The sequence below is a fragment of the Pseudomonas sp. Eth.TT006 genome, from assembly GCF_054456575.1.
This window is the reverse complement of record NZ_JBTJEN010000015.1, coordinates 66,508-82,334: the sequence shown is the minus strand read 5'-3', so window position 1 is coordinate 82,334 and position 15,827 is coordinate 66,508. Positions and strand designations below refer to the sequence as shown.

The following is a 15,827-nucleotide window of genomic DNA, read 5'->3' as shown; positions in this document are numbered from 1 at the left end:
CCTGTGGGAGCGAGCTTGCTCGCGAAAGCGGTCTTTCAGAAACATGGATTTGGCTGAAATATCGCCTTCGCGAGCAAGCTCGCTCCCACAGGGGAATCAGGTGTTGCTTAGAACGCGGCTTTGCCTACCGAGGCGCCGCCATCGACGAACAATGTCTGCCCGGTGATAAAACCGCTCTGTTCGGACAATAGAAAGGCAATCGCCGAGGCAATTTCCTCCGGTTGCCCCAGACGCCCCATCGGCACGCCGGCCAGATACCGCGCTTCACCCTCACTGCCCGGCGGATTGTTGGCGCGAAACAGTTCGGTCTCCGTCGGCCCCGGGGCCACGGCGTTCACGGTGATGCCGGTTTGCGCCAATTCCAGCGCCCACGAGCGGGTGAAGCTGACCAGCGCCGCTTTCGCCGCCGCATACGCGGTGCGTTGGGTGATGCCCAGCACGGTCAGGCTGGAGATGTTCACCACCCGACCCCAACCGCGCGTGCGCATCCCCGGCAGCACGGCTTGCGTGGCCTGCAACGCAGAGTGCAGATTCAGCCGCATCACCTCGTCGAATGCGTCCAGATCGATATCCCCCAGCGCCTGCGGCCGCACCAGACCGACGTTGTTGACCAGCCCGTCGAATTCATAAGTACGCGCCAGATCCGCCAGCACCTGACCGGTCAGCTCGCGATCACTCAGGTCCAGTGGAAACAGAATCCCGGGAAAGCTCAGGTCCGGCTGGCGGGCAATCCCCACCACCCGATGCCCGGCCCGATCGAGATGCTCGGCCAGCGCCCGGCCAATGCCTTTGCTGGCGCCGGTGATGAGGAAGGTACGTCGGGTCATGGCAACTCCTGGGCAAAACGGATCGGATCAGCCGCGCAATGCATCGAGCATCGCTTCAGGCTCGGGACGCTGAGTGTAATCCGGGTTGACCTCGGCGTAACGGATCACGCCGTCCTGACCGATCACATAACGCGCCGGCATCGGCAAGGTCCACGCCGGATCATCGTTGAAGGTCGGCAGATCGTTGCGCAGATTCTTGTACAGCTCGATCAGGTAATCCGGCAGCTCGAAGCGCAGGCCAAACGCGGCGGCGACGTCATTGTGCGGGTCGCTGAGGATCGGGAATTGCAGTTCGTTGATGCGTTGCGACTTGCGGCTGTTCGCGGCGATCTGCGGCGAGATGGCCAACAGGCTGGCCCTCGCGTCTTGTATCGACGGAAGAAAGGCCTGCAGCGCCTGCAGTTCCAGGTTGCAGTACGGGCACCAGACACCGCGATAGAACGTCAGCACCAGCGGCCCGCGCGCCAACAGATCGGCTGAGGATACGGGCTGGCCGTCGGGGTCTTTCAGGGTGAACAGCGGCGCTCTGTCGCCAACCTTCAACGCACGGTCGGCCGCGCCGGAGGCAATCAGCTCGGCAGTGGCGCGGGCCATCACCGGATGAATGTCGGCCGGCGCACTGTAAGGCGGCTTGCCGGCGGTGAAGTCGGCTTTGAACGCGTCGAGTTTTGCTTGCAGGGTCATGGTCGAAATTCCTTGAAGAGCGCCGTGGGTGGCGTGGTTCAAGGATGACTGCCTGGCACCGGCAGCGGAACGCAGGTGCCGGGCATAGCATTCATGCCGGGGGAGAATGGTTGGCGTGATCACATGCTGTAAAACAACCGAACGTCGTGCTGTCCGTTTCTGTGCTTGAGTAAAGATAACTCTAGAGTTATTTTTATTCGGCCGGAGCAAGGAGGCGGTAGGTGCAAAGCAGGCTATTGATCAAGGAGCTGGAGGAGGCAGGCTGGAAGCTGGATCGCGTCACTGGCAGTCATCACATCTTCACTCACCGTTACAACCCTTACACCATTCCCGTTCCCCACCCGAAAAAGGATTTGCCGCTGGGGACGGTCAAGAGCATCAGAAGGCGTGCCGGGTTGTACTGCCCGTCAGCCAGCTACAAGGGAGATCCATAATGCAATATCCGATCTGCATCGAATGGGGTGATGAAAACACCGCCATCGGGATTCAGATACCCGACATCCCCGGCGCAGTCACAGCGGGGGATACCTTCGAGGATGCCTACAATGCCGCCGTCGAAATCGCCCACATCATGCTGCAGGAGATAGCCGCGGACGGCGAGTCGATTCCCATGCCGACGTCGGCAGCGGCCCATCGCAATAATCCGGAGTTTGCCGGCATGGGCTGGGGCATGCTCGAGCTGGATATCTCGCCGTACATGGGCAAGACCGAGAAGGTCAATGTGACGTTGCCCGGTTACGTCATTCAACGTATCGATCGCTATGTGCGCGAGCACAACGTCAAAAGCCGCTCCTCCTTTCTGGCGGATGCGGCGATGGAAAAACTGGTTCGGTATTAAGCGTCATCGCTCCCCAGGTTCACTGAGTAACCTGTGGGAGCGAGCTTGCTCGCGAAGCTTTTGACGCCTTACGCCGTCGCCAATGAACCACGCTGCGAAACACTCAAAAACCGCAGCAGCGCCAACAGCGGGAAGGCGCTGCCGACAATCACGATCCACAACCAGCCGCCATGCTCATACACCGCACTGGCGACCGACGAGCCGAAGGCGCCGCCGATGAAGATGCTGGTCATGTACAGCGCATTCAGGCGACCGCGGCTTTTGGCGTCCAGCGAATACACCGCGCGCTGGCCGAGGACCATGTTCATCTGTACGCAGAAATCCAGTACCACGCCGGTCACGGCCAGGCCGATCACGCTGTAGGCCGGGTGGATGAACGCCGGCAGGAAACCCAGGCTGGCGAACAGCATTGCCAGCAGCGAGGCAATGCGGGTGTGACCGGCGTCAGCCAGGCGTCCGCTGATTGGCGCGGCGATGGCACCGATGGCGCCGACCAGGGCGAAGATCGCAATCTCGCTTTGCGACAGGCCATGGTTGCGCGCCAGTTCCAGCGGCACCGCTGTCCAGAACAGGCTGAAGGTGGCGAACATGCAGCCCTGATAAAACGCCCGCTGACGCAACACCGGTTGCTGGCGCAGCAGGGTCCACAACGAGCCGATCAGTTGGCCATAAGAGGCACTGTGATCCGGTTGACGCTTGGGCACGGTGAACGCCAGCACCACGCTGATCGCTGCCATCAACGCTGCCGCAATCATGAACATTGCGCGCCAGCCGAAATGGTCAGCCACGACGCTCGACACCGGCCGCGCCAGCAGGATGCCCAGCAGCAGGCCGCCCATGATCCCGCCGACCACCCGGCCACGGGACTCTTCCGGTGCCAGATGCGCGGCGAGGGGGATCAGGATCTGCACCGACACCGAACTGAAACCCACCAGCAACGAGATCAGCAGGAACACATTCGGCTGACTGGTGAACGCCGCACCCAGCAGACTGGCAATCGCCACCACGGTGGTGATGATCATCAACCGGCGGTTTTCCAGCAGGTCGCCCAGCGGCACCAGGAAAAACAGGCCCAGCGCGTAACCGATCTGGGTCAGCGAGACGATAAAGCTGGCCATGGTGTCGGACAGGCCGATGTCCGGGGCGATCAGGCCGATGATTGGCTGCGCGTAGTAGATGTTGGCGACGATCGCACCGCAGCAGAAGGCGAACAGCAGCACCATGCCTCGGGTCATTGCGTGAGTTGTGGCGTTCATAAGGTTTCTCGATCCAGCGAAAGGGAGTGCGGTGAGGCTAAGGGACGCACCGACGCGGCGGTAGCAGCCTTGTATCGATAGCAGTTATTCCGTTGCGGAATGACTGGCGTGCAGCAGCGTGACGTCCAGCGGCGAACCTTGCGTCCGGCCGGCGAATGTCGATGATACATTCACTTACATCTTCTTCGATAGCGTGCTTATGTTTACTGCCGCTGTTCAAATGTTCATCACCGGAGGACCGCCATGTTGCGTCAGTTGCTGCGTCACACCACCACGATTGCCCTGATCGGTCTGCTCGGCGCCAGCGCTGTGCAGGCAGCCGAGGCACCCGGGATGCGCATTGGCGTGCGCGGTGAGATCACCGGGGTCAGCGCCGACACGTTGAAGATGCACGTCAACAGCGGCGAAAACGTGGTGATCCGATTGACGGCGGACACCAAGGTTCGCGCCGTCACGCTGGCGAATATCGAAGACATCAAACCCGGCAGCTACATCGGCTCGGCCGCCATGCCCCAGGAAGATGGCACGCTCAAGGCCATGGAAGTGCACGTATTCCCGCCGGAACTGGCCGGCAGCGGCGATGGCCATCGGCCGTTCGACCTGGCCAAGGGCAGCAGCATGACCAATGGCAGCGTTGGCGATCTGGTGGTGAGCAACGGCCGCGTGCTGACCGTGAATTACAAGGGCGGGCAGCAGAAGATTCTGGTGCCGGAAGATGTGCCGATCGTCAACCTGACGCCGGCGGATCGCAGTTTGCTCAAGGTCGGGGTGAAGATCGTGACTTTCGTCACCCAGAGTGCGGACGGCACGCTGACCGCGCAGTCCATCTCTGCCGGCAAGGACGGTGTAACCCCACCGATGTAAAAGCCCCTCACCCTAACCCTCTCCCAGAGGGAGAGGGGACTGACCGAGGTGTCTGACGCTATACATCGACCTGAAAGACTCGCAGCGATTATGGATTCACAGTAGCAATTTCAGGTCGGCGAATCTTTTGAGCATCTCACGGTCGGCCCCCTCTCCCTCTGGGAGAGGGCTGGGGTGAGGGTATTGCGGCCGTAAAAAAGGCGACCACTTTGGATCGCCTTTTCCATTTCAGCTCAGGCCTTACTGCCCGGTGTAAATCTGATCAAACACCCCACCATCATTGAAGTGAGTCTTCTGCACCGAGCGCCAGTCACCGAAGGTTTTCTCCACCGAAAGGAAATCGACTTTCGGGAAACGGTCAGTGTATTTCGCCAACACCGCCGGATCACGTGGACGCAGGTAATTCGCCGCAGCAATTTCCTGACCTTCCGGCGACCACAGGTACTTCAAGTACTCATCCGCCGCCGCACGCGAACCCTTCTTGTCGACCACTTTGTCGACCACCGATACCGGCGGCTCGGCTTCAGCTGAAACACTTGGATAGATCACTTCGAACTGATCGCGACCAAACTCGCGAGCGATCATTTCCGCCTCGTTCTCGAAGGTCACCAGCACGTCGCCGATCTGGTTGGTCATGAACGTGGTGGTTGCGGCGCGGCCCCCGGTATCCAGGACCGGTGCCTGTTTGAACAGTTTTCCGACGAAGTCCTTGGCTTTGTTCTCGTCACCGCCGTTCTTCAGCACATAACCCCAGGCCGACAGGTAGGTGTAGCGGCCGTTACCCGAGGTTTTCGGGTTCGGCACGATCACCTGTACGCCGTCCTTGAGCAGATCCGGCCAGTCTTTCAGGGCTTTCGGGTTGCCTTTACGGACGATGAATACGGTGGCCGAGGTGAACGGCGCGCTGTTGTTCGGCAGGCGCGTGACCCAGTTTTCCGGGACCAGTTTGCCGTTGTCCGCGAGGGCGTTGATGTCGGTGGCCATGTTCATGGTGATGACGTCAGCCGGCAGGCCATCGATCACCGCACGCGCCTGCTTGCTGGAGCCGCCGAAGGACATCTGCACCGTGATGTTTTCGTTGTGCTCGGCCTGCCAGTGTTTCTGGAACGCCGTGTTGTAGTCCTTGTAGAAATCGCGCATCACGTCGTAGGAGACGTTGAGCAGGGTCGGTGCGGCGTGAGCCACGCTGCCAAAGGCGAGACCGGCGGCGAGAAGTGAGGCGCCAAAGAGTTTTTTCACTGCGCATTCCTTGTTTTTCAAATGTAGGAGCTGCCGGAGGCTGCGATCTTTTGATTTTGTTTTTAGAAGATCAAGATCAAAAGATCGCAGCCTGCGGCAGCTCCTACAGGGGGTGATGTTCAATTGCCACTGACTATAACGGGTGCCCGCATAGCCGTTTAAAGATTAAAAAGCTCTGTACTTATTCCATTTTCTTGAACAGCGCATTGCCGCAGCGCGAGCAGAACGCCGCGCCGTGTTCATGGCTGTTTTTCTTGCACACCGGGCAGTCGTGCTGCAGCTGTTCGCCGCGCATGGCGTTTGCCAGTTCGGCAGTGAAAATCCCGGTGGGCACAGCGATGATCGAGTAACCGGTGATCATCACCAGCGACGAAATCACCTGGCCCAGCGGGGTCTTGGGCACGATGTCGCCGAAGCCGACGGTAGTCAGGGTCACGATCGCCCAATAGATGCCTTTGGGGATGCTGGTGAAGCCGTGTTCCGGGCCTTCGATCACGTACATCAGGGTGCCGAAAACCGTCACCAGGGTGCAGACGCTGACCAGAAACACCACGATCTTCTGCTTGCTGCCGCGCAGCGCCGACATCAGGTAGTTGGCCTGCTTGAGGTACGGACTGAGCTTGAGCACGCGGAAGATCCGCAGCATGCGGATGATGCGGATGATCAGCAAGTACTGCGCATCGCTGTAATACAGCGCAAGAATCCCCGGCACGATCGCCAGCAAGTCCACCAGCCCGTAGAAGCTGAAGGCGTAGCGCAACGGTTTCGGTGAGCAGTACAGGCGCAGGATGTATTCACCGAGAAATATCACGGTGAAGCCCCACTCGATGTACGCCAGCATATCGGCGTAGTTCTGGTGAATGCTGTCGATACTGTCGAGCATCACGATCACCAGGCTGGCGAGGATGATCAACAGCAAAATGCCGTCGAAGCGCCGCCCGGCGAGGGTGTCACTCTGGAAAATCATCACGTAAAGCCGTTCACGCCAACTGTTGCTGCTGTCCATGGATAACGCCTGAATCGAAGATCAGCGCAGCCTAGGTTGATTGTCCCCTTGTGTGCAAGGCGTGCCGTCGACGGCTGCCTGGCCGAGCATCTGGATCCCGACGCGGATCAGCCAACCAGCGAGGATGAACGGCGCGGTCAGCGTTGCCAGGCCGATGGCGGCGAACAGTGGCGTGACCAGCAGCGCGAGGACGATACCCAGCAGCGGCAGCCACGGTTGCTGACGTTGTGTGCTGAAGGCGAGGGCGGCGAGCACTGCGTTGTAGCTGCCGAGACCGAGCAAGGCAGCGCTGCTTTCGTGCTGCAACAGGCTAGAGCCGAGGCCGATGGCCGACGCCAGCAGCGCCCAGCAGAACACCCGGCGATCGGCGATCAGCAAGCCGATGCCGATCAACGCGCCAGCCAGTGGATGATCGAGGAACATCACCTGACCCAATCCCCGCAGTTGCGCGGCGAGCAGGTTCAGCGTGGTCATCTCGATGTGTGCCGTCGGCGCGGACGGTTCGGCGAACAGCAGCAACACCCAACTGATGACCACGAACGGCGAGGTGTAGGCTGGTATCGAGCGGCTGCGGTACACGTGTTTGAGCCATTGCTGAGTGAGCATCGCGCTCAAGCCGCCGGCCGCGAGAATCAGCGGTGGCAGCAACGGTGACCAGGGCAAATACAGGCTCAGCAATAAACCGAGCAGCACGCCGTTATAGCTGAACAGTCCAGCCTGACGATCCGCCTTGGCGTAGTTGCGCCGTTGCGCGGTGAGCAGCCCGGCGACGCCACCGAGCAGCGCCCCGGCAAACAGCACCGGCGCGGTGAGCAGGATCGCCAGCAGACACAACAGGCCGCACAGCGGATGGCGCTGGAGGAATATCTGACTGAAACCGTTGAGCAAAGCCTCGGCCCAGTCGGGGCAGTGGGTGTTGAAATGATTGGCAGGCATGTTGAGAAAGTCTGGGCAGTTGGAACAGCAAAAGGTCTTGCAAATACTGTGGCGAGGGGATTTATCCCCGATGGGCTGCGAAGCAGCCCCAAAATCGGTCGATGCGGTTTTTCTGTGAAAACCGTCATGTCCTAAAAGCGACGACTGCTGCGCAGTCAATCGGGGATGAATCCCCTCGCCACAGGTTTGGTGCTCACATCAGGAATGTGGGTTAAATCAGCGTTTCAATGCGCAGCGAATTGGTCGATCCCGGCTGGCCGAACGGCACGCCGGCGGTGATCAGCAAGGTGTCGCCACGTTCGGCCATGCCTTGCGCCTGGGCGATTTCCAGTGCGGTGGAACACACCTCGTCGACCTGACGCAGACGGTCGTTGACCACCGAGTGAATGCCCCACGCCACGCTCAGGCGGCGTGCGGTCTGCAGGTTCGGCGTCAGGTTGAGGATTGGCGCTTTCGGCCGCTCCCGCGCCGCCCGCAGGCTTGAGGTGCCCGATTCGCTGTAGTTGACCAGCACTGCCACCGGCAGCACGTTGCTGATGCGCCGGATCGCGCAACTGATCGCATCGGACACGGTGGCTTCGGCTTTCGGTCGGCTGACGTCGAGCTGGGTCTGGTAGTCCGGACCGTTTTCCACCTGGCGGATGATTTTGCTCATCATCTGCACCGCTTCCAGCGGGTATTCGCCGGACGCGGTTTCCGCCGAGAGCATCACCGCATCGGCGCCTTCAGCCACGGCGTTGGCGACGTCGGTGACTTCGGCGCGGGTCGGGGCCGGGGAGAAGCGCATCGACTCGAGCATCTGCGTCGCCACCACCACCGGTTTACCCAGTTCACGGCAGGTGCTGATGATGTTCTTCTGGATCTGCGGCACGCTTTCCGCCGGTACTTCGACGCCAAGGTCACCGCGAGCCACCATGATTGCGTCGCTCAGTTCGGCGATTTCCCGCAGTTGCTCAACCGCCGACGGCTTCTCGATTTTCGCCATCAGAAAGGCCTTGTCGCCGATCAGTTCGCGGGCTTCGAGAATGTCCTGTGGGCGTTGCACGAACGACAGCGCCACCCAGTCCACACCCAGCTCCAGGCCGAAGCTGAGGTCGCGACGATCCTTGGCGGTCAGTGGGCTCAGGTCGAGCACCGCTTGCGGCACGTTGACGCCTTTGCGGTCCGACAGTTCGCCGCCGGCGAGCACGGTGGTGTCGATGGCGTCGGTGTATTTGCTGACCACGCGCAGACGCAGTTTGCCGTCGTCCAGCAGCAGGTCCATGCCGGCTTCCAGCGCAGCAATGATCTCCGGGTGCGGCAGATTCACTCGGCGTTCATCGCCGGGCGTGGCGTCCAGATCGAGGCGAAACGCCTGACCGCGATGCAACTGCACCTTGCCCTCGGCGAACTTGCCGACGCGCAGTTTCGGCCCTTGCAGATCCATCAGAATGCCCAACGGGTAGTTGAGCTGGCGCTCGACTTCGCGGATCCACTGATAGCGCTTGGCGTGATCGGCGTGATCGCCGTGGCTGAAATTGAGGCGGAAGATATTGACCCCGGCCTCGACCAGTTCACGGATGTCGTCGATGCCATCGACAGCGGGCCCGAGGGTGGCGAGGATTTTGACCTTTTTATCAGGCGTCATGATTTAGAGCTCTCGAGGATCAGGATGGCGCGGAAGTCGTTGACGTTGGTGCGGGTCGGTTCGGTGACGATCAGCGCGTCGAGCGCGGCGAAGTAGCCGTAACCGTTGTTGTTATCCAGCTCGTCGCTGGTGCTCAGACCAAGGGCGGCGGCGCGCGCGTAGCTGTCCGGGGTCATGATGGCGCCGGCGTTGTCTTCCGAGCCGTCGATACCGTCGGTGTCACCGGCCAGCGCGTAGACCCCGGGCTGGCCCTTGAGGCTGTCGGTGAGGCTGAGGAGAAATTCGGCGTTGCGTCCGCCACGGCCATTGCCGCGCACGGTCACCGTGGTTTCGCCGCCGGAGAGAATCACGCACGGCGCTGCCAGTGGCTGGCCATGGTTGATGATCTGGCGAGCGATGCCGGCGTGGACCTTCGCCACTTCGCGGGATTCACCTTCAAGGTCGCCGAGGATCAGCGTGCTGAAACCGGCCTGACGGCATTTCACTGCGGCGGCATCCAGCGATTGCTGCGGGCGGGCGATCAACTGGAAGTGGCTGCGCGCGAGACTCGGATCACCGGGTTTGACCGTTTCCGATTCCGCGCTTTGCAACCAGTTGCGCACCGAGGTCGGGACTTCAATGTTGTAGCGTTTGAGGATCGCCAGCGCTTCGGCCGAGGTGCTCGGGTCGGCCACGGTCGGGCCGGAGGCGATGACCGTGGCGAGGTCGCCCGGCACATCGGAAATCGCGTAGGTGTAGACAGTGGCAGGCCAGCAGGCTTTGCCGAGGCGGCCGCCCTTGATCGCCGAGAGGTGCTTGCGCACGCAGTTCATCTCGCCGATGGTCGCGCCGGATTTGAGCAGGGCCTTGTTGATCGACTGCTTGTCGGCGAGGGAGATGCCTTCGGCCGGCAGCGCGAGCAGGGCGGAGCCGCCACCGGACAACAGGAAGATTACCCGGTCGTCTTCGCTCAGGTTGCTGACCAGTTCCAGCACGCGTTTGGCCACGGCCAGACCCGCTGCGTCCGGTACCGGATGCGCGGCTTCGACCACTTCGATTTTTTCGCACGGCGCGCCATGCCCGTAACGGGTCACCACCAGGCCGGAGACTTCGCCCTGCCAGCAGCGCTCGACCACCTGCGCCATGGCGGCGGCGGCTTTACCGGCGCCGATGACAATGACTCGGCCGGTGCGGTCAGCGGGCAGATGAGCTTCGAGGACCTGATTCGGATGGGCCGCGTCGATGGCTGTGGCAAACAGTTCGCGCAGCAGGTGTTGCGGATCGACCGACATGGCGGGCTCCCGGAATTCTTGTTATTCGAAAGGGCAACACAGATCCATTGTGGGAGCGGGCTTGCTCGCGAATGCGGTGGGTCAGTCAATCTCCATGTCGACTGACACGCCCTCTTCGCGAGCAAGCCCGCTTCCACATGGAAAGCGGGGCAGGGCTATTTCTTGTCGCGAATCGAGAAGTTGGCCATGTGTTCCAGACCCTTGATCAGCGCCGAGTGGTCCCAGTTGCTGCCACCGATGGCCGCGCAGGTGCTGAACACTTGCTGGGCGTTGGCGGTGTTCGGCAGGTTGATGTTCAGTTCCCTGGCGCCTTGCAGGGCCAGGTTCAGGTCCTTCTGGTGCAGGCTGATGCGGAAGCCCGGATCGAAGGTGCCTTTGATCATGCGCTCGCCGTGCACTTCGAGGATCTTCGACGAAGCGAAGCCACCCATCAGCGCCTCACGGACCTTGGCCGGGTCGGCACCGTTTTTTGAGGCGAACAGCAGGGCTTCTGCCACTGCCTGGATGTTCAGCGCGACGATGATCTGATTCGCCACCTTGGCGGTCTGACCGTCGCCGTTGCCACCGACCAGGGTGATGTTCTTGCCCATCGCCTGGAACAGCGGCAGCGCGCGTTCGAAGGCATCGGCATCGCCACCGACCATGATGCTCAGGGTTGCAGCCTTGGCGCCGACTTCACCACCGGATACCGGGGCGTCGAGGTATTGCGCGCCTTTCTCGTTGATTTTGGCAGCGAAGGCCTTGGTCGCGGTCGGCGAGATCGAACTCATGTCGATCACCACTTTGCCTTTGCCGATACCGGCAGCCACGCCGTCAGCGCGGAACAGCACGTCGTCGACCTGCGGGGTATCCGGGACCATGACGATGATGAATTCAGCTTCCTGCGCGACTTCGCGCGGGTTGGCCAGGGCCACGGCGCCTGCGGCGACCAGGTCGGCAGGGGCGGCGTCGTGATGCGCCGACAGGAACAGGCTGTGACCGGCTTTCTGCAGGTTCGCCGCCATTGGGTGGCCCATGATGCCGGTGCCGATAAATCCGATTTTAGCCATGAGAAAATCCTCTTGTTTTTGTATGTCTCCCTGTAGGAGCTGCCGCAGGCTGCGATCTTTTGTTCTTGATCTTGATCTGCAAAAGCAAGATCAAAAGATCGCAGCCTGCGGCAGCTCCTACAGGGTCATGTGTTTGTCAGATTGCGTTGTGGGTTTTCAGCCAGCCGAGGCCCGCTTCCGTGGTAGTCAGCGGCTTGTACTCGCAACCCACCCAGCCCTGATAACCGATGCGGTCCAGGTGTTCGAACAGGAAGCGGTAGTTGATCTCGCCGGTGCCCGGCTCGTTGCGCCCCGGGTTGTCCGCGAGCTGCACGTGGTTGATCTCGCCCAGGTGCGATTGCAGGGTGCGGGCCAGATCGCCTTCCATGATTTGCATGTGGTAGATGTCGTATTGCAGGAACAGATTGGCGCTGCCGACCTGCTCGCGAATCGACAGGGCCTGCGCCGTGTTGTTCAGGTAGAAGCCGGGGATGTCGCGGGTGTTGATCGCTTCCATCACCAGTTTGATACCCGCCGCCTGCAGCTTGTCGGCCGCGTACTTGAGGTTGGCGACGAAGGTTTTTTCCACGGTGGCATCGTCCACGCCTTGCGGACGGATACCGGCCAGGCAGTTGACCTGGGTGTTGCCCAGCACTTGCGCGTAGGCAATCGCCAGATCGACCCCGGCGCGGAACTCTTCAACCCGGTCCGGCAGGCACGCGATGCCGCGCTCGCCCTTGGCCCAGTCACCGGCCGGCAGGTTGAACAGCACTTGAGTCAGACCGTTGGCATCGAGTTTTGCCTTGATTTCGGCGGAGCTGAAATCGTACGGGAACAGGTATTCGACGCCGCTGAAACCGGCCTTGGCGGCGGCGTCGAAACGGGCAAGGAAATCCTGTTCGGTGAACAGCATGGACAGGTTGGCTGCGAAGCGCGGCATGGTGGTCTCCCGTAAGTCTTGTGAGGTTCCCCTTGTGGGAGCGGGCTTGCTCGCGAAAGCGGTAGATCAGCCAACACCAGTGTCGGATGTGAAATTGCTTTCGCGAGCAAGCCCGCTCCCACAGGGAGAGCGGTCAGCAGTTAATCAAGCAGCGAAATCGCTGTTGGTGCGTCGTTGCCAACCAGCGCCAGGTCTTCGAATTCGTTGACGGCGTTGATCTCGGTCCCCATGGAGATGTTGGTCACACGCTCCAGGATGATTTCGACGATCACCGGCACCTTGAACTCTTCGATCAGCTGTTCGGCCTTGCGCAGGGCAGGGGCGATTTCCGCTGGTTCGAACACTCGCAGTGCCTTGCAGCCGAGGCCTTCGGCGACTGCCACGTGGTCAACCCCGTAACCGTTGAGTTCCGGCGCGTTCAGGTTATCGAAGGACAGCTGCACGCAGTAGTCCATTTCGAAGCCGCGCTGGGCCTGACGGATCAGCCCCAGGTACGAGTTGTTCACCACGACGTGGATGTAAGGCAGTTTGAACTGAGCGCCGACCGCCAGCTCCTCGATCATGAACTGGAAGTCATAGTCCCCCGACAGGGCCACGACTTTGCGGTTCGGATCGGCCTTGACCACGCCCAGCGCTGCCGGAATGGTCCAGCCCAACGGGCCGGCCTGGCCGCAGTTGATCCAGTGACGCGGCTTGTAGACGTGCAGGAACTGCGCGCCGGCAATCTGCGACAGACCAATGGTGCTGACGTAGCAGGTGTCTTTGCCGAACACCTGGTTCATCTCTTCGTAAACGCGCTGCGGCTTGACCGGCACGTTGTCGAAGTGCGTCTTACGCTGCAGGCTGGCCTTGCGCTGCTGGCAATCCTGCAACCAGGCACTGCGGTTTTTCAGCTTGCCGGCGGCTTGCCATTCACGGGCGACTTCGATGAACACGGTCAGCGCGGCTGCGGCGTCGGAAACGATGCCCAGATCCGGGGTGAACACGCGGCCGATCTGCGTGCCTTCGATGTCGACGTGAATGAATTTGCGGCCTTCGGTGTAGACATCGACCGAACCGGTGTGACGGTTGGCCCAACGGTTACCAATGCCCAGCACCACGTCGGATTTCAACATGGTGGCGTTGCCGTAACGGTGCGAGGTCTGCAGACCGACCATGCCGACCATCAACGGGTGATCGTCTGGAATGGTGCCCCAGCCCATCAGCGTTGGAACCACCGGGATACCGGTCAGCTCGGCGAACTCCACCAGCAGGTCGCTGGCATCGGCGTTGATGATGCCGCCACCGGCCACCAGCAATGGACGCTCGGCCTGATCGAGCAGCGCCAGCGCCTTCTCGACCTGAACCCGGGAGGCGGTTGGCTTGGCCAGCGGCAGTGGCTGGTAGGCGTCGATGTCGAATTCGATTTCGGCCATCTGTACGTCGAACGGCAGGTCGATCAGTACCGGGCCCGGACGGCCGGAGCGCATTTCGTAGAAAGCCTTCTGGAACGCGTAAGGCACCTGGCCCGGCTCCAGAACCGTGGTCGCCCACTTGGTGACGGGCTTGACGATGCTGGTGATATCGACTGCCTGGAAATCTTCCTTATGCATACGGGCGCGGGGTGCCTGGCCGGTGATGCAGAGGATGGGAATCGAGTCGGCCGAGGCGCTGTAGAGCCCGGTGACCATGTCGGTACCGGCCGGGCCGGACGTACCGATGCACACGCCGATGTTGCCGGCCTTGGTGCGGGTATAACCCTCGGCCATGTGCGACGCGCCTTCGACGTGGCGAGCAAGGACGTGATCGATGCCACCGACTTTCTTCAGTGCGGAGTACAGCGGGTTGATCGCAGCACCCGGAATGCCAAAAGCGGTATCAACCCCTTCACGGCGCATCACCAGAACGGCGGCTTCGATTGCTCTCATTTTGCTCATGGTTTTGTGCCTCTTTACGTTTTGTAATTGTATACAAGTGGCTTTGCGCAGAGTGTATTCACGGCGGACGGCGCAGGTCAATCCATTTTCTCAAGCGTCTGTTTCATTCGTCGGAAGCCGGTTTCTGCTGTGGCTTTTCGTCGCATGGGGCGCTTTTCGAGAATTATTGTATACAAAAAAATAATTCATTGTGTTCTATTTGTGCCATCGAGCTGCGGCACAACCGCGCAGCTCCACGACTTTCCCAATAACAAAATGAGGACGGCACCATGAGCGCTTTAACCTTGAAAGTCGCAGTCAACCTGGTCAACCAGGCCATCAGCGCCGGGCGCGGCATCAACGCTGCACCGCTGACCATCGCGGTACTCGATACCGGCGGCCACCTGATCACCCTGCAACGCGAAGACGGCGCCAGCCTGCTGCGCCCGAACATCGCCATCGGCAAAGCCTGGGGCGCCATTGCCCTGGGCAAGGGCTCACGTTTGCTGGCGCTCGACGCGCAACAACGCCCGGCCTTCATCGCCGCGCTCAACAGCCTCGGCCAAGGCAGCGTCGTCCCGGCGCCCGGCGGGGTTTTGATCCGCGATCAGGCGGGGAATGTGCTGGGTGCGATCGGCATCAGCGGCGATCTGTCGGATATTGACGAGCAGGTGGCGATCAAAGCGGTGGAGGCGCTGGCGTTGACGGCGGATGCGGGGGTGGCGGCTTGAGTCTGTCTCGTCTGAAGTAAAGCAATCGCTGGCAAGCCAGCTCCCACAAGGTTTCGCGTGGTTCGAAGATTAGAGCTCCGCCCAACCTGTGGGAGCTGGCTTGCCAGCGATGGCGGTGTGACTGACATATCAAGATAAAAGACTGCTGAGCCAGATGGGGCGCTGCGGTCTAGCCTTTTGATGAACTCATCATCAAGGGGCAATGGATTGCCTGATCTTCCGGCTTCACATCGTCTGCGAACCGGCCGCTATGCCGAGCCCAATCGAATCTATCTACTGACAACCAGCACACTTGATCGGGAGCCGATCTTTGCCGATTTTGCTTTAGGCAGGTTGGTGGTTCATCAATTTCGCCGGGCACAGGAGCTTGGACTGGCAAAGTCGCTGGCGTGGGTAGTGATGCCGGATCATTTTCATTGGCTCGTTGAGCTGGAAAATTGTTCGCTCAGAAGGCTGATGGGGGAAACCAAGTCGCTGGTTACCCGAGCAGTAAATTCATCCAGCGGTCGAAACGGGCCGCTTTGGCAGCAGGGTTTTCATGACCGGGCATTGAGGCGCGAAGATGATCTGGTGAAGATGGCGCGCTATGTAGTCGCCAATCCATTGCGGGCAGGATTGGTGGAAAGGCTGGGTGATTATCCGCTGTGGGATGCCATCTGGGTCTGATCTGATAACGAGTTGCCGC

General features: G+C 60.9%; 16 protein-coding genes. 5 read left to right on the top strand and 11 right to left on the bottom strand.

Going from position 1 to position 15,827, the window contains the following annotated elements; translation table 11 throughout:
- Positions 1–107: 107 nt before the first annotated feature.
- Together ACXR0M_RS21890 and ACXR0M_RS21885 are read right to left on the bottom strand one after the other, a co-directional pair.
- On the bottom strand, positions 108–827 hold the full coding sequence (locus ACXR0M_RS21890; RefSeq protein ID WP_458833818.1) for an SDR family oxidoreductase: 720 nt from the start codon (positions 825–827) through the stop codon (positions 108–110).
- Positions 828–854: 27 nt separating this feature from the next.
- Positions 855–1,511 (bottom strand): peroxiredoxin-like family protein, encoded by a 657-nt coding sequence (locus ACXR0M_RS21885; RefSeq protein WP_458833817.1) that lies wholly within the window; start codon positions 1,509–1,511, stop codon positions 855–857.
- A gap of 221 nt (positions 1,512–1,732) precedes the next feature.
- Here ACXR0M_RS21885 and ACXR0M_RS21880 point away from each other — a divergent pair, with 221 nt between their 5' ends.
- Both ACXR0M_RS21880 and ACXR0M_RS21875 read left to right on the top strand, forming a co-directional pair.
- Positions 1,733–1,945, top strand: coding sequence for a type II toxin-antitoxin system HicA family toxin (locus tag ACXR0M_RS21880; RefSeq protein ID WP_458833816.1), 213 nt, complete (start codon positions 1,733–1,735; stop codon positions 1,943–1,945).
- The gene (locus ACXR0M_RS21875) at positions 1,945–2,349 is read left to right on the top strand and encodes a type II toxin-antitoxin system HicB family antitoxin (protein WP_458833815.1); all 405 of its coding nucleotides are present in this window, start codon (positions 1,945–1,947) and stop codon (positions 2,347–2,349) included. Before ACXR0M_RS21880 ends, ACXR0M_RS21875 begins: the two co-directional genes overlap by 1 nt.
- Positions 2,350–2,417: 68 nt before the next feature.
- On the opposite strand, the gene ACXR0M_RS21870 is transcribed toward ACXR0M_RS21875, so the two are convergent.
- Positions 2,418–3,605, bottom strand: coding sequence for an MFS transporter (locus tag ACXR0M_RS21870; protein WP_458833814.1), 1,188 nt, complete (start codon positions 3,603–3,605; stop codon positions 2,418–2,420).
- 243 nt (positions 3,606–3,848) lie between these two features.
- On the opposite strand from ACXR0M_RS21870, the gene ACXR0M_RS21865 reads away from it, so the two are divergent.
- Complete coding sequence (locus tag ACXR0M_RS21865) at positions 3,849–4,469, top strand: hypothetical protein (protein WP_458833813.1); 621 nt, start codon at positions 3,849–3,851, stop codon at positions 4,467–4,469.
- Between the two features lie 240 nt (positions 4,470–4,709).
- Here the strand turns inward: ACXR0M_RS21865 and ACXR0M_RS21860 are convergent, their stop codons facing one another.
- The 8 genes from ACXR0M_RS21860 to gcl all read right to left on the bottom strand — a co-directional run bounded on the left by ACXR0M_RS21860 (position 4,710) and on the right by gcl (position 14,432).
- Positions 4,710–5,708, bottom strand: a complete 999-nt coding sequence (locus ACXR0M_RS21860) for a sulfate ABC transporter substrate-binding protein (protein WP_458833812.1) — start codon at positions 5,706–5,708, stop codon at positions 4,710–4,712.
- A gap of 181 nt (positions 5,709–5,889) precedes the next feature.
- Positions 5,890–6,714 (bottom strand): ion transporter, encoded by an 825-nt coding sequence (locus ACXR0M_RS21855; RefSeq protein ID WP_458833811.1) that lies wholly within the window; start codon positions 6,712–6,714, stop codon positions 5,890–5,892.
- A gap of 21 nt (positions 6,715–6,735) precedes the next feature.
- Complete coding sequence (locus ACXR0M_RS21850) at positions 6,736–7,650, bottom strand: urea transporter (RefSeq protein WP_458833810.1); 915 nt, start codon at positions 7,648–7,650, stop codon at positions 6,736–6,738.
- Between the two features lie 211 nt (positions 7,651–7,861).
- On the bottom strand, positions 7,862–9,277 hold the full coding sequence (gene pyk / locus ACXR0M_RS21845) for a pyruvate kinase (protein WP_458833809.1): 1,416 nt from the start codon (positions 9,275–9,277) through the stop codon (positions 7,862–7,864).
- Positions 9,274–10,548, bottom strand: coding sequence for a glycerate kinase type-2 family protein (locus ACXR0M_RS21840; protein WP_458833808.1), 1,275 nt, complete (start codon positions 10,546–10,548; stop codon positions 9,274–9,276). The genes pyk and ACXR0M_RS21840 overlap by 4 nt, the downstream gene beginning before the upstream one ends.
- A gap of 155 nt (positions 10,549–10,703) precedes the next feature.
- Complete coding sequence (locus ACXR0M_RS21835; RefSeq protein WP_458833807.1) at positions 10,704–11,597, bottom strand: 2-hydroxy-3-oxopropionate reductase; 894 nt, start codon at positions 11,595–11,597, stop codon at positions 10,704–10,706.
- A gap of 136 nt (positions 11,598–11,733) precedes the next feature.
- Positions 11,734–12,516, bottom strand: a complete 783-nt coding sequence (hyi, locus tag ACXR0M_RS21830; RefSeq protein ID WP_025111893.1) for a hydroxypyruvate isomerase — start codon at positions 12,514–12,516, stop codon at positions 11,734–11,736.
- A 140-nt stretch (positions 12,517–12,656) separates the two neighbouring features.
- Positions 12,657–14,432 carry a glyoxylate carboligase gene (gcl, locus tag ACXR0M_RS21825; RefSeq protein ID WP_458833806.1) on the bottom strand — a complete coding sequence of 592 codons (1,776 nt, stop codon included), beginning with the start codon at positions 14,430–14,432 and terminating at the stop codon, positions 12,657–12,659.
- Positions 14,433–14,701: 269 nt separating this feature from the next.
- Between gcl and ACXR0M_RS21820 the strand changes: the two genes are divergently transcribed.
- Positions 14,702–15,142, top strand: a complete 441-nt coding sequence (locus ACXR0M_RS21820; protein WP_458833805.1) for a GlcG/HbpS family heme-binding protein — start codon at positions 14,702–14,704, stop codon at positions 15,140–15,142.
- Positions 15,143–15,349: 207 nt separating this feature from the next.
- Positions 15,350–15,808 (top strand): REP-associated tyrosine transposase, encoded by a 459-nt coding sequence (locus ACXR0M_RS21815; RefSeq protein ID WP_458833804.1) that lies wholly within the window; start codon positions 15,350–15,352, stop codon positions 15,806–15,808.
- Positions 15,809–15,827 lie beyond the last annotated feature (19 nt).